Source organism: Calothrix sp. UHCC 0171, assembly GCF_034931845.1.
GTDB lineage: Bacteria > Cyanobacteriota > Cyanobacteriia > Cyanobacteriales > Nostocaceae > Brunnivagina.
This window is the reverse complement of sequence record NZ_JAYGHN010000011.1, coordinates 138,936-162,425: the sequence shown is the minus strand read 5'-3', so window position 1 is coordinate 162,425 and position 23,490 is coordinate 138,936. Positions and strand designations below refer to the sequence as shown.

Sequence of the window (23,490 nt, the reverse complement as noted above, 5' to 3'; positions counted from 1 at the left end):
TCGTCAGGAATTTGCGATTAACTGGACGTAGATAGTAAATGAACTTAATTCGGGTCGCTCCCGTTTTATACTTTACACTGAGATTGTATTTAGGTTCCTAGCCAGTTCTTCCGGGAGAGATAGTTAGCAAATAGTAAGTCGTAGATGTTTTTCATCTACAAGTATTGAAAACCAGTTCAAAACCCTCAATTATAGAGAGGAGTGAACCATGAAGGTATTTGGAAATACCAGTAAAAAGATTTTTTTCGCCAGCTGGGTATCTCTCGATCGCGCAGAAGTCAACGACGAAGCCAACGATAAAAGCTTTACTCAACAGAATCCAGTCTCTAACAAAACAAGACGTGATTTTTTCCAGCCATTGCGGAATTGGATCGATAACATTCAAATTCGCGATCGCTATTTTGCCCACCGGATTTGTCAGTCGATCCCCGCACAATGTCCATTTGAACGCGACGTGAAACTATTTGGCAAAACCTTGTTTCACATTCCGCCAATGTGTAAGCTGAACCCTGTATATGACGAGGTTGTTGGTTTGCGGTTTCGGGCGTTGTGTTATCTGGCTGATGAATGTGGGGAGGATATTTCCCAATATTGTTAATCGAAGTGAGAGAGGCAACTATCGCCTCTCTTACTCATTTTCAGGCTAAGAGCTAATTCTTCCACCTTTGAATTGCTTTTTGGGCTGCGTCGTAAGCGGAGGTTCCTTCGGGAACTAAAGTAGCTGTAGCAATAGCTGCTTTCCTTTCTCCTTTTGCGGCGCGGTTTTTAGCAAGTTTGAAAATTTCTTTGCTCCATGTATCGATGGATTTTTGAGCAATGTCGAAGCCAGGTTCGCCCTTGGAGACTTTTTTGGCGACTTCGATGGCGCGGTTGTAAGTCGATGCTTGTCCGGGTTTGATTAAACCAGTGGCAGCTTGGATGAGTGTTTTGTTACTCAAATATTGTTTTGCCTGCTGTCGCCATTGGTTGATGGCTATTTTTGCTTGTGGATGTAATGCTTCCGAGTCACTAATCAATTGAGCGGCGGCAATTGCTGAAGAGTATTGACGTTTTTTGGCGCGTTGGTTAGCGAGTTCAAATATCATACTATTCCACATTTGGATATTTACTTGGGCTTCGCCGTAACGTGGTTCATTTGGCTTGATTTTGCGTGCAGCTGCGATCGCTAATACTAGCTCACTGGCTTGATTAGGACTTAGGGATAATTTGTTTAACTCAGACAACGCCTGTTTCCGACTTTGAGTTTCGGATGGTTCGAGAACCACTGGAACTGTTGGTGTTGACGTTGTTGTGGGTGTGGGCGTTGGTGTTGCTGTTGCCGTTGCTGTTGTTTCACCTACTGTCGGTGCATCAGCAGGTAAATCAGTCGGTAAATCAGTCGGTGAATTAATGGCAGCAGGGTTAACTGAAGGTAATGTTGCTGGAGATGGATTGACTGTTGCCGTTGGAGTTGGTTTGGCTGCTGGTGTGGTTGGTGTCGCTGACGGAGCCTGCGTCTGAGTAGCTGGTGTTTGTGGTGCAGTTTGATTGGCTGGAGCATCGGGCAGCGTTTGTACAAATGATGACTCGTCAGGATTGGGGTTCGATGGCACTGAGTATGTTTGCTCAACCTTGGAATCAGCATGATGGCGGAATATCAAAATAATTGTCATTCCTATCAACAAAGTCATGCTCCCGCCCCAGAGTAGTACCTGCATCCAAAAAGGAAGCCCCGTATTTGTTTCCTGACTGGCGGTGTGGATTTTAGGAATCCCCGAAATCGGTTGTGATATTTCTACTTTTGATTTCGCGGGGGGAAGTGAAGGCGGTAACGAACGTTGAATTGGTTCCTGGATTCCGGAGTGAACATGACTTTGTTTACCAAAGCTAGTGGTGGCGGAATTCTTAATTAGCTGCGAATAATTACTAGAGTTGTTAGTTGGGTAACTATTCGAGTTGATTTGTGAATGTGCTGGTGGATGGAACTGCGAGTAGTTACTAGGAACATTTTCTTCTAAAGAAGGAGATGCGATCGCTTGTGCAAAGATTTCTTCGGATACTACTATCGCCGCAGCATCCATATCGTTTTCAAGTTCAGAGTTTCCCAAAATGACCTGCTTGCTTGAAGTAATAACAGTTACAGGGTTTTGCGTCGGTCGCCAGTAATACTGACATAATTCTGGTGTCCGCACGCTAAGATAGGCTTCTAACTCGCCTAAAGTTTTACCATGATCCGAACTCAGTGCTTCTAGGAGCGCTGCTGTAAAAAAGCCATGTCCAAGTTCGGTGCTTTCGTAGGAAAATTGTTCCGGCTGACAGGAGAGAATCAAAGGAACTTGCAATTCTTGTGCCAGTTCAATGATTTCTTGTCCCACAAACGTATCTAGCCCTTGAGTTGTAAAAGCACGGTTAATATCAAGCAAAATTAATGCATTGACATTGACGCTGTGCAAAGTATGCATAATTGTGGCAATTTCAATACCTGTCTCCTCGACAAATTCAGGCTTGCCATCGACTGGCATCAAATAATCCTTGCCATTGTGGTGTATTCCATAACCACTGAAGAAAAACCATACACGGTCTTGCGATCGCCAACAAGCAGCAGCTAAATCCTCAAGAAGTAGCAAAATATTATCTTTTGTCGGGAAAGTTGGTCTATCTCCAATCGGTGGAGAACTATCACTCATCAGCAAAGACTGCTGCTGTCTGAAGCCTCCATTAGATACCAATAAACCTCGAAGCGCCTCAGCATCAGCCTGGGCGCAAGCTAGAGGTTGGAGAAAGTGATATTGATTTATGCCTATAGCGATTGCCCAGTTTTTTGCCATCGCGCTCGATCGTATTTTGGTTTGCAGAATCGAAGAGTTGCGGTGAACCAGTGCTTTGCACAGAGGAGTTTCTGAGGTAGCGGATTGCAGGGTGCCCCTGTTGTTGCAACTGGTAAATACCCAGGGTTTGCCTATGTAAAAAAACAAGGCTAACCTATGTCTATTAGTCTAGATAATTGTCATCAAAGCCAGAAAATAATAGGTTATTTTTGATACATACCTTAATCCAATTTCCAGGTCATCAGTTAGTGAGATCAAACAGATGCAAAATCGTACTCAAAACCCAATTAGCATAAATACCCTTTCCAGAAAGAATTTTTTAAAGTCGTTTACTCCATCTATGACAGCCTTCAGAGCAAAAATCCGGATACTCAATACTATATTGTTGTTAGGAACAGCCGTACCTATATGGGTAATTGCGGAGGGAATCGCTCCACAAGTTGTACAAGCCTATACAGCACGAGCCGATATTGTTATTGATAGTTTGTCAGAAGAAAGCTATGAAAGTATGGTACGTCGGGCAGAAGCCGCAGCCCGTGCTGGCGCACAACGCAGTTTTGACAAAGATATATTGATAACAGAGGTTTCCGTCATCATTTCCGGACAAAATTACGGTGCGATCGCGCCAATATTAGAACTCAGAGTGAATCGACAGCAATGGCGCAGTCGTCCCGACCCCCAAATCTGGGCAACATATTTTAAGAGCGCGCGATCGTTGTTATTGTTTAACCAAACACAAACCCCCACTGAAGCAGCAGTACCAACTGCAAGTGCCTCAAATTAGGGAATTGAGGGTGTGGGTGCTGAGTGTGGCAACTTGTATTTCTCCACCTTTCCCAATGCCCAATTTCCCACAAATGACATAGAATAGGAAGGTTGTCAAAAATTGCGGTATCCGCTACTATGGCTTGCCCAAAGAAGAAAACCTCAAAATCAAAACGTGACTCGCGTCGCGCCACCTGGAGACATAAAGCTGATGTTCAAGCTCAAAAGGCTATGTCCCTTGGCAAATCAATTCTGACCGGACGTTCAAACTTTGTCTATCCAACAGATGAAGATGAAGAAGGCGAAGAAGAGTAAAATCTAGGAGTTAATTGGGAGTTAGGAGTCAAAAATTAGGAGTTAGGAATTAAAAATTAAATAGTTAAAAATTTTAAGTATTTCTAACCTCAAATTTATTATTAACTCATCACTCCTAACCCCTAACTCTCCACTTTAATTTCATCTAAATGCTAGGAAAATTTTTTCAAAAACCTACAGGGGAAGATGCAAACCGCGTTCCTCCTGGTCAACATTTGGCTAGTGGTTTCCCTGTTTTAACCTATGGTGAAACTCCACAAGTCAATACTGATAAGTGGGAATTTCGTGTTTGGGGTTTGGCTGTACCCAAGACTTTTACTTGGGAAGATTTTATGGTATTGCCCCAAAGTGATTTTACGGCTGATTTTCATTGTGTGACGCGATGGTCAAAACTTGATGTCAAGTGGACTGGTATTAAAGTCACCGACTTTATGCAAGCGATTGAAGTTGAACCACAAGCAAAGTATGTGATGGAACATTGCTACGGTGGTTATACAACTAATATTTCAATTGATGATTTATTTCGGGAAGAGAACTTTTTTGCCTGGAAATTATTTGGCGAGCCGCTCTCAGCAGAACATGGTGGACCAATGCGTTTAGTTGTGCCACATCTTTATGCTTGGAAAAGTGCTAAATGGATTAATGGTTTAGAATTTTTAGCCAGTGAAGAATTAGGTTTTTGGGAGTGTAATGGTTATCATCGACGTGGTGAACCTTGGGCAGAGGAACGTTATAGTTATTAAATAAATAGTTATTAAGTATTCGTGTGAAAATCAATTGAACAAGTAGTGTGGGCATCGGGAGCATCCCAAATGTGTAAATTGTTTTTTGTAGTGCTGGCTCTCTAGCCCGTTTCCTGGAGATTAGGAAGCTTTCCGGCTCCCACTACAAATTTTATTTTTGCAAAATTGGGATGCTCCCTGGACATCTTGCCCACCTTTGGGAAATAGCAAGCGAGACGCTTGCACTACTTATTTTTACATGATTCCTAAATTGATCTTTCCAATTTTTTTACTCGTATTTAAGTAGGAAGGTGCAATTAAATATAAAACCTCTGTAGGATGGGTTAGCCCAGCGTAACCCATGCAGAATAATACTTTGATGCGTTACGGCTACGCCTAACACATCCTAACTTTGATTAAACCTGGCTACTTATATTGCAATACGGTTCAGTTAAGGTTATTAGTCAATCGATTTGCTGAGAACCAAGATTTGGGGGATTCTCCCCCAAACCCCCGATTGGGGGACGGTTGCGTCCCCCAAGCCCCCTCCAAAAAAGTTGATCTGTTTTATTCGCAGTAATTGATTTTATTCTTAACTGAACTGTATTGACTTATATTGCAGATTAATATTGCAGACTTATATTAGTATCGTGTGACGGTAAAGAAAATATTTAGACATCTTCGAAAAATAATTAGTTTGTGGTAAAAGAAATTGCCAAAACTGTAAAATGTAGAACCCTGTACTTAACTCTGCGTTCAGGATATTTAAGTTCAGGATATTTAAATTTATCAAGAATTACACAACGCCAGCCAAAAATGACAAAAGAATTAACACGTCGTGAATTTATTGCAACTGCTACCTTAGCAACTGGTTTTGCTCTCGCAGTACAACCAATTTCCTCTGCAAAATTAATCACTACTAACACCAAAGGAATAGTCGCAGGTACAGTCAAAATTCCCGTTAAAGATGGCGAAATTCCTGCCTATAGAGCGCAACCCCAAAAGGGTAGTAACTTCCCCATTATCCTGGTAATTCAGGAAATTTTTGGTGTACACGAACACATTCAAGATGTTACCCGTCGCTTTGCTAAGTTGGGATATTTAGCGATCGCACCCGAATTATTTATCCGTCAAGGTGATGTTTCCAAGTTAACCAACATTGACGAAATTCGCCCGATTGTAGGGATAGTACCCGATGCTCAGGTATTTTCAGACTTGGATGCGACGGTGGATTGGGCAGTCAAATCATCCCAAGGTAATGCTAATAGAGTGGGAATTACGGGTTTTTGTTGGGGTGGTCGGATTACTTGGTTATATGCAGCACATAATCCGAAATTGAAAGCAGGTGTCGCATGGTATGGGCGTTTAGTAGGTGATTCTAATGACCTTCAGCCCAAGCATCCCATTGATGTTGTTTCTACACTAAAAGTCCCCGTTCTAGGACTGTACGGAGGTCAGGACACAGGTATTCCTCTGAACACAGTGCAACTGGTACGGGAAAAACTCAAATCCAGCCGCAGTCAATCAGAAATTATTGTTTACCCAAAAGCTCCCCACGCCTTTTTTGCTGATTATCGCCCCTCGTACCGTAAAGCAGATGCTCAAGATGGTTGGAAACGCCTTCAGAAATGGTTTAAACAGCATGGATTGTAGAAGCTAGAGAAAATTATTTTCTGTCAATTTTAGCTGATCAAACCACTAGATTTTTCCGTGCGATCGCCAAATAAGAAGCTACATTAATACAGTTTGAGCAAAAATCTGTACCTTTAAGTGCATCTACTTAGTCATCAATCTATGAAAAAGCGGAGAAAATCACTTTTCACCTTACTGTTTGCAGCAATTTTGGCAATCAGCATCATTACGAGTCAAAATCATCAGATACTTGCATCATCGATTGGTAAAGATACCTTAACGATGATTACTTCCCCTGATTATCCACCGTTCGAGTATTACGAAAATCAGGGAAGCACTCGCAAAATAGTTGGTTTTGATATTGATATTGCTAACTATATTGCCAAGGAATTGGGATTCAAGCTGGAAATCATGGAGACGGATTTTGGGGGTTTGATTCCTGCATTGCAAGCAAATCGGGCTGACTTTGCGATGGCAAGTATGAACCCTACCCCTGAAAGAAAGCAAAATGTTGATTTTTCCCTCATTTACTACCAAGGCAGAGATACAATTATTGCTGACAAAAACAGTAAAATTACCAAACTAGAGGATTTAGCAGGTAAACGCCTAGGGGTGCAATTAGGGACAACTCAAGAGCAAAGTGCTAAAAAAATGGCGGCGAAGTTACCAGGATTGGAAATTAAGCTGTTGAGTAAAGCTCCAGAAATGATTCAAGAGATAAAATCGGGGCGGATTGATGCTGTGATTTTAGGGGAAATTGTCGCCCAAGGTTTTACTCAATCAAACCCAGAATTAGGATTTTATGCGTTACCACCAGAGAACGAAGAGGCAGGAGGAAGCGCGATCGCATTTCCCAAAAATTCACCTTTGGTTGTACCCTTTAATAAGGTCTTGCAGAAAATGATTGATAATGGCGATTTAGATAAGTTGAAGAAACAGCGAATTGCCACTATCAAAGATACACTGACTCAGACTCCAGTGGTGACAAAAAAAGGTCTGAATGTTGATTTGAGGCGAATTATTCCTGATATTCCCTTTATTCTTCAGGGAATACCCATAAGCTTAATGTTTACTGTGTTATCGTTATTTTTTGGCTTAATTTGGGGTACGTTACTTTCCCTCTTCAAAATTACAGGCATTAAAGCATTAACTTGGTTTGCAAATGCTTACACTTCAGTGTTTCGTGGTACACCTATGCTTTTACAATTGGCGTTGGTTTATTATGCGACACCACAACTGACAGGTTACAATATTCCGGCATTGCAAGCTGGGGTGTTAACTTTTACCCTAAATTCTGGGGCTTATATGTCGGAAACGATTCGGGGAGGTATTCAATCGGTGGATAAAGGACAAACCGAAGCTGCTTTGTCAATGGGCGTTCCTTACCATTTGATGATGTGGGATATCATTATTCCCCAAGCGTTGAAGAATATTCTCCCGGCTTTGGTGAATGAGACAATTGGACTGTTAAAAGATTCAGCCTTAGTATCGACTTTGGGAATGGTAGAAATATTGCGGAGTGCCCAAATTGTCGGTGCTAATAAGTATATTTACTTTGAGCCGCTATTGTTTGCCGGATTAATCTACTACATTTTAGTAATGAGTTTGACTTTTAGTGCCTCAGCTTTAGAAAGGAGATTGCGGTTAAGTGAGTAAAACAGTCATTCGCACAGAACATCTGTGTAAGTCCTTCGGCAAGTTGAATGTACTCAAAGATATTTCCACGGAAATCTATCCAGGGGAAGTAGTTGGTATACTGGGACCAAGTGGTTCGGGAAAATCAACATTTCTGCGCTGCATGAACCTGCTCGAACATCCCACTAGTGGTAAAGTTTATTTTCGAGAAGCCGAAATTACCAACCCGAAGATGAATATCAGCAAAATTCGCCAAGAATTGGTGATGGTATTTCAGCACTTTAACTTGTTTCCCCACATGACAGTATTAGAAAATGTCACCTATGCACCAATTAAAGTCAAAGGTTTGAATAAAGAAGATGCAATCAACAAAGGATTGGAATTATTGGGCAAAGTCGGTTTAGCCGAAAAAGCCCATGTTTACCCTGCGAAGTTATCAGGAGGACAAAAGCAACGTGTGGCGATCGCGCGGGCTTTGGCAATGGAACCGGAGATGATATTATTTGATGAACCCACTTCAGCTTTAGACCCAGAAATGGTGAAAGATGTGTTGGAAGTGATGAAGGTTTTAGCCAAAATTGGTATGACGATGGCAATTGTTACCCATGAAATGGGATTTGCTAGGGAAGTTGCTAGTCGGATTATGTTTCTTGACCAAGGGAGTTTAGCAGAGGATACCACACCCGGAGATTTTTTTAATCAACCCAAGTGCGATCGGGCTAAACAATTTTTAGAAAAAATGCTATGAAATAGCCTGTTGTCTGTGTCTAGTAGTTTGCCAAGCGAAAATTCACGGGTGGAGACTTGGAGAATTGTATCCCTGCAAAGCTGCTTGGGCGGACTACTAGAGCTAATTTCAGAACAAGGATTATTTAGTGGGAAATTAAAGTTCTTATATCATGTTCGGAAATCACTTACATTTCTCCGCGTCCCCGCGTCTCTAAGTCTCCGTGTCGCTCTGAATGATAAGTATTCAACCGGACGTGATATTAGTTGTGAATTTAGGCACTTATTTTCCCCTTAACTCACTATGCGATCGCTGTTAACTCAAATTTATTAATAATATTATTGAGAGTATTTACTCAATAATTTTGCTAACAATCATTTATGTAGTCTGGAATTCTCAATAAAAAGAAATTTTGAGCAATAATTAGCAAAAGTTGATAAATTTACTCCTCACCCTTGAGTCCTTGAGAGGGTATTTATCAAATGGCTTCAAGCTGATGAGTAAATATGTTGAGTAATGCATAGGTATAAGTAGACAAGAACTTGAATAATCACAACTCGTAACTTTGATTAACTTAATTATTTTTCTAATTGTTCAAAATAAACTGCAACAAATCTAATTATTTTGTTACATATTTGTTAAGAATAGTTACATGTTTCTTAACAAAGGAAATATTATTTATGGTAGCTTCACTTGATAATCATCAACGACATCAGGTTGTAATCATTGGTGGTGGCTTTGGTGGACTTTATACAGCGAAAGCGCTGGCGAAAGCAAATGTGGATGTTACTCTCATTGATAAACGTAACTTTCACTTATTTCAACCGCTTTTATATCAAGTTGCCACAGGTACGCTATCACCTGGTGATATTTCCTCGCCATTGCGCTCCATACTTAGCAAAAGCAAGAACACAAAAGTATTGCTTGGAGAGGTAAGTGATATTGATCCCAAAACCCAAGAAGTGATCCTGAACGATCGCATAGTTCGGTATGATACATTAATTGTTGCCACAGGTGCGAATCACTCTTATTTTGGGAATGATGCTTGGAAAGAAGTTGCTCCTGGTTTAAAAACTGTTGAAGATGCGATCGAAATCCGTCGTCGGATATTTAGCGCCTTTGAGGCAGCAGAAAAAGAAACCGATCCCGTCAAACGTCGGGCTTTATTAACCTTTGTGATTGTCGGTGGTGGTCCAACTGGTGTAGAATTAGCAGGTGCGATCGCAGAGTTGGCTTACAAAACTCTCAAAGAGGATTTCCGCGACATCGACACCTCCGAAACGAAAGTTGTACTATTACAAGGTGCCGATCGTATCCTTCCGTCCCTCGCACCGCAGTTATCGAAAGCAGCAGCAGAATCATTAGAAAAGTTGGGTGCAAGCGTACAGACAAAAACCAGGGTGACAAATATTGAAAACAACGTAGTCACCTACAAGCAAGGCGATGAATTCCACGAAATTACGTCCAAGACGATATTATGGGCAGCAGGTATTCAAGCTTCACCAATGGCGAAAATTCTCGCATTACGTACAGGTGTAGAATGCGATCGCGCCGGACGAGTTATTGTCGAACCCAACTTGAGTATTAAGGGATACGAAAATATTTTCGCAGTCGGAGACTTAGCTAACTTCTCTCACCAAAAAGATCAACCCCTCCCAGGTGTTGCACCAGTGGCAATTCAAGAGGGTGAATATGTGGCTAAATTAATTCAAAAACGCTTGCGGGGTAAAACTATGCAAGCATTTAAATATAACGATTATGGCGCTCTAGCTATGATTGGACAAAATGCCGCCGTTGTAGATTTAGGTTCAATCAAGTTACAAGGGTTCTTTGCATGGATATTCTGGTTATTAATCCACATCTATTTCTTAATTGAGTTCGACAACAAATTATTAGTAATGATTCAGTGGGCATGGAACTACCTCACCCGCAAACGTGGTTCAAGATTGATTACTGGACAAGAATCTTTAGCATTGGCTAAAGTCATTACACACCAACCAACAATAGATAAGCCTGTAAACGTCTAGTCAACATTCCGCAGGTATTATAAATTGTTGGAATTTCACTACCACAAATATGATAGAGAGGTTATATGTAATACGAATTCTCCAAAAAAAGTAACATATGCAGACGGGATGACATGGAGATTTGTGTGTTGCCAGATTTTGGAGAAACGGTATAGCCTCTCTATCAATATCCAGTTGAACTAATAAATTGTCGTTAAAAGATTATAAACAAATTGCTAGTTCTGATTTAGAAGGTGCAGATTTAGCTTCAACAATTTCCACTGGATGATTTTGTGCATAAGCTAATAGCTCATAAGTCCATTCGGAGAAAATATTGAATATCTGTTCGATTACATGTAAAGCTTTTTGTCGCTGAGAATCAGTTAATTCAATTTCGGCAATGAGCTTTTCAGAATGGGAGTTTCCCATAGTATGTTCAGTTTCTTCATGTAAATGTAAATCACCAAAAAATAAATACTCCAAATTAGTATTTTTTCGCAGTTCTGAAGTTATTTTCAGAGATTGGCAAAAAAATACATCTGCTGTTGCTTCTAATACTTGAATTATCAGAATTTTTATTTCTGGTTCCGCCTCTAATGCATACCCAGCAACTCGATATGCAATCTGACGAGTAATTTTTGTCTCTTCTCCCCAAATAAATTTTAACGCATCAGTAAAACTTAATAGGTGATTAAAACCTAATTGTTCAATATCAGAAATAAACCAGGGCCAATGATTATCATCTTCGTATGTATATTGGTTCACTATTTTTTGAATGCTATGAGACGATTGAGGTGTCCTCAACACATACTTATTAATATCACTAAAGCTCATGATAAAATGAGCCATACAAGGAGCAAAAGCTAGTCTTTGAAGAGGATGAATATGCAGATTGTGCATGTAATGAAATAGGGGAAGACTAGCAAAATCTTGCTTTTTATTTTCAATTAATGACAATATATCTTTCATTATTTTGCGCTATCTATGATCAAGTTTAATTACAGTTTCATTACTTTTGATAGAGTCAAAAATTATTACCGTAAATGTTGTAATCGGTTAGATAGTGCAACCTGATAATTTAGCAGTATCCAATGTGAAATAAGTCTCACTTCAATACATACTGGGGAATTTAGGATATCTATTGAAAAGCCAGATGATTGTATTTTTGCGAAAATGCTGATTTTGTGTTTAGTCAAACAATAAATATAATTTAAAACATATAATTAATTTTGGCACTAGTAAAAACCCAGAATATTTAATTTTGATGGATGGGCTATATTTTGTTGGTGCAATTAAGTGTTCTCATTGAGAAAATGGGGAAAATAAATATCCAATTGTAAGAAATTTAAATTTCCGATAAGAAGATATTATAAAGACAAGTAGCATCAGAGACAATTTATAAAGTAAATATTAAGGATAGTCGCGCAGGGAGAAACCGGGTTTCTCATCAAAAAGTCAGATGATGCTCAATACTTAAATCCCAAAAACTGGGTTTCTTTGGTCTTAAGGTTTAATTTATACATAAGCTCTCAGCTATAGCTTTGCCTGCAATGTGAATCAATTTAAAAATATTGTAAACAACATTATATTTCGATAAATCTAAACCAAACTCTTGCCCAGCTAGGGAAGGGCTAAACATGAATTCAGTATCACTAAGTATCACCAAGCTGAGACATAGGAATTTCGATCGCAAACTCTGTCCCTTCACCTAACTGACTATGACAATGTAGTTCGCCACCATGTCTATCAACTACTATTTGATAACTAATGGAAAGTCCTAAACCGGTACCAACTCCCACAGGTTTTGTCGTAAAAAATGGGTCAAATAAGCGTTTTTGAACCTCTGGTTCTATTCCCATGCCATTATCGGCAATCCGAATGATAATACGATTATTATCCAAAATTTCCGTGGTGATTTTAATCAGAGGGGATGAAATCTTACCTTCTTCTATTCCCTCTTCTAAGGCATCAATCGCATTAGTCAGTAAATTCATAAATACTTGATTGAGTTGTCCGGCATAACAGACAACTTTAGGTAAGTTTGTGTAGTTCCGAATGATTTCAATGGCTGGCTCATCTTGTTTTGGTTTGAGGCGGTGCTGTAAAATCATTAGGGTGCTTTCAATCCCTTCATGAATATCAACTTTTTTCATCTCCGCTTCATCTAGTCGGGAGAAGGTTCGTAATGACTGGACGATGTCTCGAATTCTGTCGGAACCTATTTTCATTGAAGATAGAATTTTTGGTAAATCCGCAAAAATAAAATCTAAATCAATCGCATTTATTTCTGCTTGAATTTTGTCCGTTGGCTGCGGATACTCTTGCTGATAAAGATTGAGGAGATTAAGTAAATCCTCAGTGTATTGGCTGGCATAGGCTAAATTCCCATAGATAAAGTTGACGGGATTATTGATTTCGTGAGCAACTCCAGCTACAAGTTGCCCTAAACTGGACATTTTTTCACTTTGTACTAGTTGGGTTTGGGCACGCTTGAGTTCTGTCAGGGTATTTTCAATTTGTTGTGCTTGCTGAGTCGCAGTCATTACAGCTTGCTGACTTTGAGCATAAAGTTCTGCTTGGTTGATTGCGATCGCTAATTGATCTATAACTGCTTGGAGTAATTCCACTTCATCTGGAGTCCAAGGACGAGTTTCTGTCCAATGTCCACAGACGATAACACCAATTTGACCCGAACGAGTTTTAATTGGTAACACTATTTCTGATTTAATTCCTAAACGTTCCAAAAAACTTTTATGTATTGGTTCGTGAAACTCTGTGACATCATCTATTTTGAGAATTTCTTGCTTTACAAACATTTGGGTAACTGGCCCAATTTTATCAGCCCGATGACAACCCAATAAACTGGGAAAATTTTCCTCTTTTGCTTCTTTGAGAGTTTCCCAAACAGGTGGTTCACTATCGGGTTTGAACCAAGAAAAACTGCAACGTTCTATTTGTAATAAATCTCGAATTTCCACTATTGCAGTTTCTAATACTTGATCGAGATCAAGTGATTCGCGGATTTGGCTCGCTAAAACATTGATTAGTTGCTCTCGACGTGCAAATTCACGATATTTTGCTTCCGACTGACGTAAAGCTTCTTCGGCTTGTTTGCGTTCTCTAATATCTCGCGTAACCGTTGCTAGGTTTGTTGGTTGACCAGTTTTTTGGTCTTTGAGGACAAAAATATTGTACTCTATGGGAATAAGTTCTCCAGTCCTAAAATGACGAAAGCTGAGTTCTCCTTGCCAACATCCTTTTGACATAATCGTTGGCACAGCGACTTCTTGAATATATTTGTTATCCTCATCTGTATGATAATCAGATATTGTTGTTTGTAGAAATTCTTCTGTATCTCTAAAACCCACTAATTCTAAACCAGCTTGATTTATATACCAACCTTTACCATCCAAGGTTGCCATAGCAATAAAATCAGAGCTATTTTCTACTAAAGAAACGAAGTGCTGTCGTTCTTCCTCAGTTTTTTTCCGATCTGTAATATTACGAGAGATAGTCGCTAAAGCAATTGGCTGACCAGTTTTTTGGTCTTTAATTGTAAAAATATTGTATTCAATCGGTATACTTGCCCCAGTTTGAAAATGTCGAAAGTTAAGTTCTTCCTGCCATCTACCTGTTTCTATAACTGTTGGTAAAACTTCTGTTTGCAAATATGCCCAATCTTCTGGTGTATGACAGTCACATATATGTATATTTTCGAGTTTATCTAGCTTATCCAACCCTAAAAGCTTTTTCCCAGCTTCATTAATAAAACTGATTTTACCTTCAAGGCTGGCGATCGCAATAAAATCTGAAGTGTTTTCAATCAGCGAAACAAGCTTCTGTCTTTCTTCTTCAGCAATTTTACACGCTACTATTTCTGCTTGTAGTTGGGCGATCGCTACTTGCAATTCATGGGTACGTTTTGATACTAGTTCTTCGAGTTGTTCTTCATAAAACTTCAACTGAGCTTCTGTATGTTTTTGTTCAGTAATGTTCTCTGTAAACAAGAATGTTCCGCCAACTTCGCCATTTTTGTCATACCAAGGATGACATTCCCATTTCCACCAATCAACTGTGCCATCCAGTTTAACTATCTTCTGTGCTTCGCATTTCTCAATTTCACCCGTCAAGCAATGATCATGAATCTTTTTCCACTCTAAACAAACATTTGCTAATACTGAGGAGTGGCAGGAATCTATCGAACCGAACAAATTTGATTCATAATCACCATACTCTGTCAACCACTTACGACTGGTGGCAATGTAGCGCATTTCTCGATCAAACATGGCAACAGATGCAGGTGTATGCTCTAAAAAAAGTTGGAGCAAGTCGGGAATATTTTGCGTAAGCATAGCACGGATGGTAGAATCCTGATTTTAAATTACTAGTAACAAAATTTACTTAAATAAAAATCCTAGCTGGTTAGTTTTAGGGATATTATTCATCAATATAGCTGTATCGTTGCTGGTTCCGCTTCCGAGTTTTCTGGTAAATGGGAATCTTTACATGAATTTAAAAGTAATCAAATCAAACAAACCCCAAATCATTGAGATTCGGGGTGAGAAATCCGGCTTAAGCTTGATTTGTCCTTCTATCTACTCGATGATCTTTTTTTAGCTCTTTCCCAGGAAGCCCAATTCAGCGTGAGTGAGAAACTTTCCAACTATCTCTAAAATTCTTGCGGCTGCATGTCCATCACCAAATGGGTTAATAGCATTTGCCATGGCATCATATGCACTTTTATTTGCTAGTAATTCTGCGGCATTCGCCACGATATCTGTACTTTTTGTACCTATGAGTTTTGCCGTACCCGCAGTTACAGCTTCAGGACGTTCAGTAGTTTCACGTAGAACAAGGACTGGTTTACCGAGACTTGGTGCTTCTTCTTGTAAGCCACCAGAGTCAGTCAAAAGCAGGTGCGATCGCATGATTGCACCAACTAATTCGGCGTAATCTAAGGGTTCAGTCAAGAATACGCGGGGATGATTTCCTAGTATCGCTCGTAAAGGTTCTCGTACCGTAGGATTACGGTGTAGTGGTAATAACAAGGCGGTATCAGGAAACTTTTCTAAGATTTGTAAAAACCCTTCACCAATATCTTGTAATGGTTCTCCCCAGTTTTCCCGTCTATGTACTGTAGCTAATATTGTTCGATATTTTCCCCATTCTAAACCAGGAATATTGCAGCTAGGTTCTTTTGTCGCCATATCCAGCAATGCATCGATAACTGTGTTCCCCGTTAAATGAATTTCTCCCAACACACCGGAACGCTGCAAGTTCTCCACAGCTAAACTAGTTGGTGCAAAATGTAATTGGGTAATTTGGGAAATTAATCTGCGGTTGGCTTCTTCGGGGTAAGGATTGTACAAGTTATCGGTTCGCAAACCAGCTTCTACATGCCCGACGGGAATTTGATGATAAAAGGCAGCTAATGTAGCCGCAAATGCGGTAGTTGTGTCTCCTTGAACTATAACCAAATCCGGCTTATTCTCTGCAAATAGCTTCTCCAAACCTTGCAAACTGCGACAGGTAATATCATTGAGCGATTGCTTGGGCTGCATAATCTCCAAGTCATAATCAGCTTTCAAGTCAAATAGTTGCATCACTTGTTCTACCATTTCGCGATGCTGCCCAGTGAGAATCACTTTCGACGTAAAACCTGGAGCATTTTCAAAAACCTGAATAACTGGTGCTAATTTAATTGCTTCTGGACGAGTTCCTAAAATAATGTAAACTTGCTTATCGTTGCTCATTAGTCGGTCGTTAATGGTTAAAGGTTAAAGATTAATAGTGCTGTACTGTGGGTTCCCCTCAGGGTAACTGTAAGCTTACGTCAAATGCCCGTCTACTGTAACAGCCCAGTGTCGCGCGACTAAAATTAATATCTTTAGTGAGAAATTATTTCTAAATTGTCTGATTTTACGATTTTTATCTCCAAAATCTGTACTTTTTGGCTGTTTTGTAGATTTTAGTTCCATTTTCGAGTCTCATTTTGTTTTTGAACAAGATTAATTTTGATTAGCAATTTCTTCAGAATATTTAAATTCAGCTAACACAGATGGGAATACTAGCTTGTAGGATTATATATTTAGGCTTCATTACAAATGCAAGTATCTCTAAGTGCGATTGTTAAAATTCCTGGTTACTACATTCTTGAGCGAGTCTATGTAGGTTCAAAAACACTGGTTTATCGAGGACTAAGAGAAAGTGACCAAATTCCAGTGATTATTAAGGTTCTCAGAAACGAGTATCCAACCTTCAATGAAGTTGCCCAATTTCGTCATCAATATACAATTATTAAAGATATTAACCTGCCTGGGGTTGTCAAAGCTTACAGTTTGGAAAATTACCGTAATGCTTACGCCTTAATTATGGAAGATTTTGGCGGCATTTCACTTAATCAAGAAGTGGGTAAGTTACTATGTCCCGGAAAAGTACCTAAACGAAGATATTTCAAGAATTTAATTCAACAGAAAAATAACTTTGAGAGTCAGTTAGAAAGCCACGAATCACCTCAAAAAGAGGCTAAATATGACTTCATGGGGACTTTTTTACATATCGGTATTCAGATATGTACTGCACTTGATGTAATACATCGCAATCACATAATTCATAAGGATATTAAACCTGCAAATATTCTGATTAATCCCAAAACCTACGAAGTCAAAATCATTGACTTTAGTATTGCCTCTCTAGTACCTAAGGAAACAAATGTAATTCCCATTTCCAATGTTGTAGAAGGAACCCTTGCTTATCTTGCGCCAGAACAAACAGGGCGTGTTGATAGAGTGATTGATTACCGTACAGATTTTTATTCCTTGGGAGTCACTTTCTTTGAACTTCTCACTGGGGAAGTTCCCTTTCATACAAATGATCCCACTGAATTAGTTTACTGTCACTTAGCCAAACAAATCCCTCTTGTCACCTCTATTGATCATACTATTCCTCCTATCCTTGCCAAAATAGTTAGCAAACTGATGGCAAAAAATCCTGATAAGCGCTATCAAAGTGCAATTGGGTTGAAACATGACTTAGAAATTTGCCGACAACAGTGGCAAGAAGCAGGAAAAATTGAATATTTTGAATTAGCTCAAGAAGATATTTCCAGTCATTTTGTCATTCCCGAAAAATTATATGGTCGAGAGAAAAATGTTGAAATATTGCTAGGGACTTTTGAGCGAGTACGTCAGGGAAATATTGAAGTAGTTTTTATAGATGGTGATTCTGGGGTTGGCAAAACTTCACTTGTCAACAGTATCCATAAAAATATTGTTATCAATAATAGTTATTTAATTACAGGTAAATATGAAGAATCTCCGATTCAGACACCTTTGGCAGGATTTATAGAAGCTATTCGCAATTTAATTGAACAAATCGAAGATGAAACTGATCTTCAAATTAGAACTTGGAGAGAGAAAATTTTATCAGTATTAGGTAATGAAGGGCGAATACTGACAGATATAATCCCGGAATTAGAAAATATTATTGGTAAACAACTAGAAGTACCGACACTTGCAGATAGTGAATTCCAAGCTCGTTTTCATTTCCTCTTACAAAAACTTATTTATGTTTTAGCAACAGAAGAACATCCAGTAGTTTTGTTTATAGATAACTTACATTGGGCAGATGATGAATCGTTGAAATTCATGCGATCGCTCATAATTAATCATCTCACACTCAATAAAACTCCTTCTCTTGCCCATTCATTTATAGAAAAAGAAGAAGATAGGGAACCTGTAAAAAGTTTGTTATTAATTGCTGCATATTCTCAGCAAAAATGTGAAGCATATATTAGCCAAGAAATTGAATTAATCATCGATGAATTTAAAAAGATAAATGCACCAGCTATCTTTAATTCTATCACTTTGGATGCTTTTTCATTAAGCGAATTAAATACTCTCATTGCCCAAACAATTCGTCATGAGCCATCTACCACTGGTTTTCTCAGCCAAATGGTTTTTGCTAAAACTCAAGGCAATCCCTTCTTATCAGTAAAATTTTTGCGATCGCTACATGAGCAAAGAACAATTAATTTTAATTTTGAGAAGTTGGAATGGGAATATGACATAACTCGCATTAAAGAGTTATGTATAACTGATGATGTCCTCGAAGCAATGGCAAAACAGTTATATTTATTGGGTTATCCATTTAGAAGAATATTAGTATTAGCTGCTTGTTTGAGTGGTAAATTTAATCTGAAAACTCTATGCATTATTAGTGAAGAACCGCTTTTTGTTGTCAAAACTAGACTATGGGAAGGATTAATTAAAGGGTTAGTAATATCAGAATTAGATAAAAGTGCAATTGTTTTAGATGGGAATGCAAATGAGAGTATCAATATAAATGTTGCAGCTTTAGATTTGTATGCAGATGCAGAAAATGATGTTTTAGATGCTAGGGATAATACCTCAATTAGCTATTACTTTATCCATGAAAAAATCAAGAAAGAAGCCTATAACTTAATCCCAGAGAGTGAAAGAAAAGCTACTCATTTGAAAATTGGCTATTTACTTTTACATCATACTCCCAAAGCTGAAAGAGAAGACAATATTTTTGAGTTAGTCAACCAATTTAATAGCGCTTTTGATTTAATCACAGACAGAGTAGAACTTGACGGACTCGCAGAAATGAATCTGTGTGCCGGACGTAAAGCTTTAGGATTAGGACAATATCTAGCAGCATACAATTATCTGACTTTTGGATTAAAGTCTCTTTCTCTCGATTGCTGGGAAAGTAACTACGATATCTCTCTCAGTTTGTATGAAACAGCAGCAGAAGCAGCATATTTAAGTGGTCATTTTGAAGAGTGTGAGCAATATGTTGAAGTAGTTATAACTAATGCGAATACGCTGTTGGAAAAGATTAAGGTTTATGAAGTGAAAATTCAAGCTTATGGAGCGCAAAATAAAGCTTTAGAAGCAGTAAAAATAGGTCTAGGAACTTTAAAACATTTAGGAATTGATTTCCCTGAAAATACTACACAAGCTGATATTAGTATAGAATTAGAAAAAATTCAGATTAATTTGAGAGATAGACAAAGTAAGGAGATAGTCAATTTAGCAGAAATGCTAGATGCAAAATATTTAGCAGTTATGCGTCTCCTATCTAATACTATTACATTTGTTTACCAAGCTAATCCTGAATTACTGCCATTACTTTGCTGTAAAAAAATTGATTTATCTTTAAAATACGGGAATGCCCCTTTGTCTAGTTTTGCATATGGAGTTTATGGACTGATACTTTGCGGAATATTAGGAGAAATTGATTCTGGGTATGAATTTGGCAAAATATCTGTAGATGTATCGAACAAATTTCAAACTCAACAAATAAGAGTTAAAGTTGTTTCTACATTTAATCATCTTGTTAGACATTGGAAAGAACATTTAAGAGAAACATTAAAACCACTCCTAGAAGTCTACTCTCTAGGTTTAGAAATTGGAGATATGGAATTTGGGGCTTATGGTCTCTATGGCTATTCCCATAATATTTATTTTCTAGGTCAAGAGTTAGTAAGTATTGAACAGCAAATTTCAATATTTAGTAATACTCTTTCTCACATGAATCAAAAAAGAATATTTCACTGGAATGAAATTTATCGGCAAACAATTCAAAATTTATTAGGTAAGGTCAAAAACCCCTGTATTTTAGCTGGTGAAGCTTATAATGAAGAGCAAATGCTTCCAGTCCATCTGAATGCTAATGATGGAATTGCTCTCTTTATTTTACATCTTTGTAAACTTCAGCTTTGTTATTTATTGGCAGATCACAATCAAGCATTATCTAATTCTGTAGAAGCGAAAAGATATATAGGTAGCGTAACTGGCTATTTTGCTATTACTATATTGAATTTTTATGATTCGCTGGTAATGCTTAGTGCATACTCTGATGTTCAAGAATCCCAGCAGCAAAAGTTTTTAATTGAAATTCATAACAACCAGAAAAATATGTGTAAATGGGCTAACCATGCTCCCATGAATTTTTTACACAAATATTATTTAGTTGAAGCTGAGAAATATCGAGTTCTTAGCAATCGTACAGAGGCAATGGAATATTACGATCGCGCCATTGCTCTTGCTAAAGAAAATGAGTATTTAAATGAAGAAGCCTTAGCGAATGAACTAGCAGCTAAATTTTATTTAGACTGGGGCAAGGAAAAAATAGCTCAACTCTACATGGCGGAAGCTTATTATTGTTACGTTCGCTGGGGTGCAAAAGCAAAAATTTGGGATTTAGCAAAGCGCTATCCTCAGTTACTGGGGCATATTGCTCAGGAAGAAAATACTGAAGTGGCAGAAAAACAAAATATTAATCCAGATTTTAACCAAGATACTACCAATCAAAATATCAATGTTTCTACTCATACTTCGTTCTCGAATCAGAATAATTCTCAAAGCTCATTTGGCTCACTAGGCTCGAATTCAAGTTTTGGACAGTCTTTAGATATGGCTGCAATTATCAAAACATCTCAATTACTCTCAGAAACAATTGAGATGGAGAAATTACTTGCTAGTCTGATGCAAGTGACAATGGAAAATGCTGGAGCTTCTAAATGTGTACTACTTTTAAGACAAGATGAAAGTTTAGATTTAATCGTAGCTGCAATTAGTCATAATTCAGATTCGGAGTTTATCGAAACTACTTTTCCCTTAGTTCGTCTTAGCGAGTGTGAAGATATTCCTATTAGCATTATTAATAATGTGAAGCGGAAAGGAGAAATATTTGTTGCCGACGATGCCAGAGAAATTGCAACTTTAGCCGCCGATCGCTATATTATGCGTGAGCAACCACAAAGCTTGCTATGTATGCCAATCATGCATCAAGCGAAGATGGTGGGAATTTTTTACTTTGAAAATAATCTTGTTACTGCTGTATTTACACGCGAGCGTTTGGCAATTCTGAAACTTCTCATTACTCAAGCTGGTATTGCCATTGAAAATGCTCGACTTTATAAAAATCTCGCAGAGGCGAATCAGTCTTTAGAAGATGCTAATCATAATCTGGAAGAAAAAGTCGAGACAAGAACACAAGAATTAAACGAAAAAAATCAAATTTTAAAGCAAGCTTTTGAAGATTTGCAAAATACCCAAACACAACTGATTCAAAGTGAGAAAATGTCAAGCTTGGGGCAAATGGTAGCAGGAGTTGCCCACGAAATTAATAACCCAATTAATTTTATCCATGGAAATATTACCCATGCAAGTGGTTACGTACAGGATTTAATAGATTTAGTCTCTTTGTATCAAGAAAAAGGTTCTGTAACACCTGAGATTCAACAGAAGATAGAGGAAATTGATTTAGATTTCTTACTCGTAGATTTACCAAAACTACTTGAATCTATGAAGATTGGAAGTTCGCGTATTCGCAATATTGTCCTCAGTTTGCGAAATTTCTCTCGCTTAGATGAATCGGATATGAAACCTGTAGATATTCATGAAGGAATTGATAATACCTTAATGATATTACAGCACCGTCTCAAGGCAAAAAGCGATCGCCCCGAAATCGAAATTATTAAAGAATATCAATCTTTACCAGAAATTAATTGCTACGCAGGTCAATTAAATCAGGTGTTCATGAATATCTTTAGTAATGCGATCGATGCATTAGACGATGCCATAGTGAGCGGTAAATGGTCGCAGGTAACACCACAAATTTGTATTTCCACAGAAGTAGTCGATTCCCGCGACTCTAATCATTTAGTTATTAAAATAGTAGATAATGCTTCCGGAATACCAGAAGAAATAAGAAGGAAAATTTTTGACCCGTTCTTTACAACTAAGCCCGTGGGAAGTGGTACAGGTTTAGGTTTATCGATTAGCTACCAAATTATAGTAGATAAACATAAGGGTCAATTAATTTGTAATTCAAAATTGGGTCAAGGTACTGAATTTTTAATTAAGATACCCTTGTCTCATCTTCACTAAGATTTTGGCATTGCTTCTATTGCGTAAATTGAAACTGCTCCTATCGGGAAAATGTTCTTCACCTGAAAATTAGCTGCTTCTATCAAGTGAATAATTCACCTAGAGTTAGGCAATTCTTACCCCAGATGAATTATATCAAAAAGAATTATTGTTCTATAATTGCTGTTATTTACGCAAATGTAGCAGCTAATTCACTCTGTGATACATGGCTTCTGCTAAATGGTTGTTCAATCGTATGGGATTCAGCATATAGCATCAATTCATCCATACACTCTGAAAAACCTTTAAATACAATTTCAACACACTTCAAGCATTTTTCAGTTTGCTCTTCAGTTAATTGAATTGTATGTAAAAAATCATCAGTTTCATTATAAGACAAACCACCTTGAACATGACCTGTCTCTACGCCTAAATGATAAGCGCTGAGATAGCGAAAACGTCTTTGCGTCACAGCTTCTAAGTCTTTACCTAGCTTACAAAGTGCAGCTAGTGCAACTGTTCCTGTTACTTCAATACACTCGATGACAGCAAGTTTTACAATTGGGTCTTGTTCCAGTTTACATAAAGCATATAAATCTTGGCACAAACCACGTGTTTTTTCTGTTTCTTTTCCCCAAAGAAATCTCAATACATCGGTAAAACGCATTGGCATATCGATTGATAATGCTTCAACGTCACTTAAATACCATGCCCAATGCCGACCATCTTCATAAGTATGTTTATTAATCATTTCTTGGATCGGATTAGTCGTAGGCTCTTGTCTAAGTGCCATTGCATTTAAATCTTTAAAATGCATTGCAAAAGGAGCAAGACATGGTGCCCAAGCAACCCTTTGTAAAGGGTTAATACTATCATCTTGCATATAGGCAAATAGCTTTAACTTGGCAAAATCCTGCTTCTTCTGTTGAATAACATCAAGAACTTCTTTCATGGTAATAACCTTGATAGTTAATAATCAAT

The 23,490-nt window shown here is 38.2% G+C and carries 15 protein-coding genes; 9 read left to right on the top strand and 6 right to left on the bottom strand.

Translation table 11 applies throughout. The annotated features are described in order from the left end of the window. Positions 1–208: 208 nt before the first annotated feature. Positions 209–598 carry a Mo-dependent nitrogenase C-terminal domain-containing protein gene (locus VB733_RS11285; protein WP_323340177.1) on the top strand — a complete coding sequence of 130 codons (390 nt, stop codon included), beginning with the start codon at positions 209–211 and terminating at the stop codon, positions 596–598. A gap of 52 nt (positions 599–650) precedes the next feature. Here VB733_RS11285 and VB733_RS11280 read toward each other — a convergent pair whose 3' ends face one another. After that, on the bottom strand, positions 651–2,807 hold the full coding sequence (locus VB733_RS11280) for a caspase family protein (protein WP_323340176.1): 2,157 nt from the start codon (positions 2,805–2,807) through the stop codon (positions 651–653). A gap of 340 nt (positions 2,808–3,147) precedes the next feature. Here VB733_RS11280 and VB733_RS11275 point away from each other — a divergent pair, with 340 nt between their 5' ends. The 7 genes from VB733_RS11275 (at position 3,148) to VB733_RS11245 (ending at position 10,630) form a co-directional block, all read left to right on the top strand. After that, on the top strand, positions 3,148–3,591 hold the full coding sequence (locus VB733_RS11275; protein ID WP_323340190.1) for a hypothetical protein: 444 nt from the start codon (positions 3,148–3,150) through the stop codon (positions 3,589–3,591). Positions 3,592–3,710: 119 nt separating this feature from the next. Then, the gene (gene rpmF, locus VB733_RS11270) at positions 3,711–3,887 is read left to right on the top strand and encodes a 50S ribosomal protein L32 (protein ID WP_096610240.1); all 177 of its coding nucleotides are present in this window, start codon (positions 3,711–3,713) and stop codon (positions 3,885–3,887) included. 149 nt (positions 3,888–4,036) lie between these two features. Continuing rightward, positions 4,037–4,630 carry a sulfite oxidase-like oxidoreductase gene (locus VB733_RS11265; RefSeq protein ID WP_323340175.1) on the top strand — a complete coding sequence of 198 codons (594 nt, stop codon included), beginning with the start codon at positions 4,037–4,039 and terminating at the stop codon, positions 4,628–4,630. 795 nt (positions 4,631–5,425) lie between these two features. Then, the gene (locus VB733_RS11260; RefSeq protein ID WP_323340174.1) at positions 5,426–6,262 is read left to right on the top strand and encodes a dienelactone hydrolase family protein; all 837 of its coding nucleotides are present in this window, start codon (positions 5,426–5,428) and stop codon (positions 6,260–6,262) included. A gap of 141 nt (positions 6,263–6,403) precedes the next feature. Next, positions 6,404–7,897: an ABC transporter substrate-binding protein/permease gene (locus VB733_RS11255; protein ID WP_323340173.1), complete on the top strand. Its 1,494-nt coding sequence runs from the start codon at positions 6,404–6,406 to the stop codon at positions 7,895–7,897. Further along, a complete protein-coding gene (locus VB733_RS11250; RefSeq protein WP_323340172.1) occupies positions 7,890–8,624 on the top strand; it encodes an amino acid ABC transporter ATP-binding protein in 735 nt (244 codons plus the stop codon). The genes VB733_RS11255 and VB733_RS11250 overlap by 8 nt, the downstream gene beginning before the upstream one ends. 659 nt (positions 8,625–9,283) lie before the next feature. Next, positions 9,284–10,630: an NAD(P)/FAD-dependent oxidoreductase gene (locus VB733_RS11245; RefSeq protein WP_323340171.1), complete on the top strand. Its 1,347-nt coding sequence runs from the start codon at positions 9,284–9,286 to the stop codon at positions 10,628–10,630. Positions 10,631–10,831: 201 nt separating this feature from the next. Here VB733_RS11245 and VB733_RS11240 read toward each other — a convergent pair whose 3' ends face one another. From VB733_RS11240 to VB733_RS11225, 4 genes are all read right to left on the bottom strand, one after another. Beyond that, positions 10,832–11,578 carry a hypothetical protein gene (locus VB733_RS11240; protein WP_323340170.1) on the bottom strand — a complete coding sequence of 249 codons (747 nt, stop codon included), beginning with the start codon at positions 11,576–11,578 and terminating at the stop codon, positions 10,832–10,834. Between the two features lie 683 nt (positions 11,579–12,261). Then, positions 12,262–14,961 (bottom strand): PAS domain S-box protein, encoded by a 2,700-nt coding sequence (locus VB733_RS11235; protein ID WP_323340169.1) that lies wholly within the window; start codon positions 14,959–14,961, stop codon positions 12,262–12,264. A gap of 261 nt (positions 14,962–15,222) precedes the next feature. Next, positions 15,223–16,362, bottom strand: a complete 1,140-nt coding sequence (gene wecB / locus VB733_RS11230) for a non-hydrolyzing UDP-N-acetylglucosamine 2-epimerase (RefSeq protein ID WP_323340168.1) — start codon at positions 16,360–16,362, stop codon at positions 15,223–15,225. A gap of 75 nt (positions 16,363–16,437) precedes the next feature. After that, positions 16,438–16,587 (bottom strand): hypothetical protein, encoded by a 150-nt coding sequence (locus tag VB733_RS11225; protein WP_323340167.1) that lies wholly within the window; start codon positions 16,585–16,587, stop codon positions 16,438–16,440. A gap of 126 nt (positions 16,588–16,713) precedes the next feature. On the opposite strand from VB733_RS11225, the gene VB733_RS11220 reads away from it, so the two are divergent. After that, on the top strand, positions 16,714–22,530 hold the full coding sequence (locus VB733_RS11220; protein ID WP_323340166.1) for a protein kinase domain-containing protein: 5,817 nt from the start codon (positions 16,714–16,716) through the stop codon (positions 22,528–22,530). A 169-nt stretch (positions 22,531–22,699) separates the two neighbouring features. Here VB733_RS11220 and VB733_RS11215 read toward each other — a convergent pair whose 3' ends face one another. Continuing rightward, the gene (locus tag VB733_RS11215; RefSeq protein WP_323340165.1) at positions 22,700–23,461 is read right to left on the bottom strand and encodes a hypothetical protein; all 762 of its coding nucleotides are present in this window, start codon (positions 23,459–23,461) and stop codon (positions 22,700–22,702) included. Positions 23,462–23,490: the final 29 nt, after the last annotated feature.

Coding starts and splice junctions, on each gene's coding strand:
- VB733_RS11265 (WP_323340175.1), top strand. CDS start 4,037: ATGCTAGGAAAATTTTTTCAAAAACCTACAGGGGAAGATGCAAACCGC.
- wecB (WP_323340168.1), bottom strand. CDS start 16,362: ATGAGCAACGATAAGCAAGTTTACATTATTTTAGGAACTCGTCCAGAA.
- VB733_RS11240 (WP_323340170.1), bottom strand. CDS start 11,578: ATGAAAGATATATTGTCATTAATTGAAAATAAAAAGCAAGATTTTGCT.
- VB733_RS11280 (WP_323340176.1), bottom strand. CDS start 2,807: ATGGCAAAAAACTGGGCAATCGCTATAGGCATAAATCAATATCACTTT.
- VB733_RS11285 (WP_323340177.1), top strand. CDS start 209: ATGAAGGTATTTGGAAATACCAGTAAAAAGATTTTTTTCGCCAGCTGG.
- VB733_RS11245 (WP_323340171.1), top strand. CDS start 9,284: ATGGTAGCTTCACTTGATAATCATCAACGACATCAGGTTGTAATCATT.
- VB733_RS11225 (WP_323340167.1), bottom strand. CDS start 16,587: ATGGAACTAAAATCTACAAAACAGCCAAAAAGTACAGATTTTGGAGAT.
- VB733_RS11220 (WP_323340166.1), top strand. CDS start 16,714: ATGCAAGTATCTCTAAGTGCGATTGTTAAAATTCCTGGTTACTACATT.
- rpmF (WP_096610240.1), top strand. CDS start 3,711: ATGGCTTGCCCAAAGAAGAAAACCTCAAAATCAAAACGTGACTCGCGT.
- VB733_RS11255 (WP_323340173.1), top strand. CDS start 6,404: ATGAAAAAGCGGAGAAAATCACTTTTCACCTTACTGTTTGCAGCAATT.
- VB733_RS11235 (WP_323340169.1), bottom strand. CDS start 14,961: ATGCTTACGCAAAATATTCCCGACTTGCTCCAACTTTTTTTAGAGCAT.
- VB733_RS11260 (WP_323340174.1), top strand. CDS start 5,426: ATGACAAAAGAATTAACACGTCGTGAATTTATTGCAACTGCTACCTTA.
- VB733_RS11275 (WP_323340190.1), top strand. CDS start 3,148: ATGACAGCCTTCAGAGCAAAAATCCGGATACTCAATACTATATTGTTG.
- VB733_RS11215 (WP_323340165.1), bottom strand. CDS start 23,461: ATGAAAGAAGTTCTTGATGTTATTCAACAGAAGAAGCAGGATTTTGCC.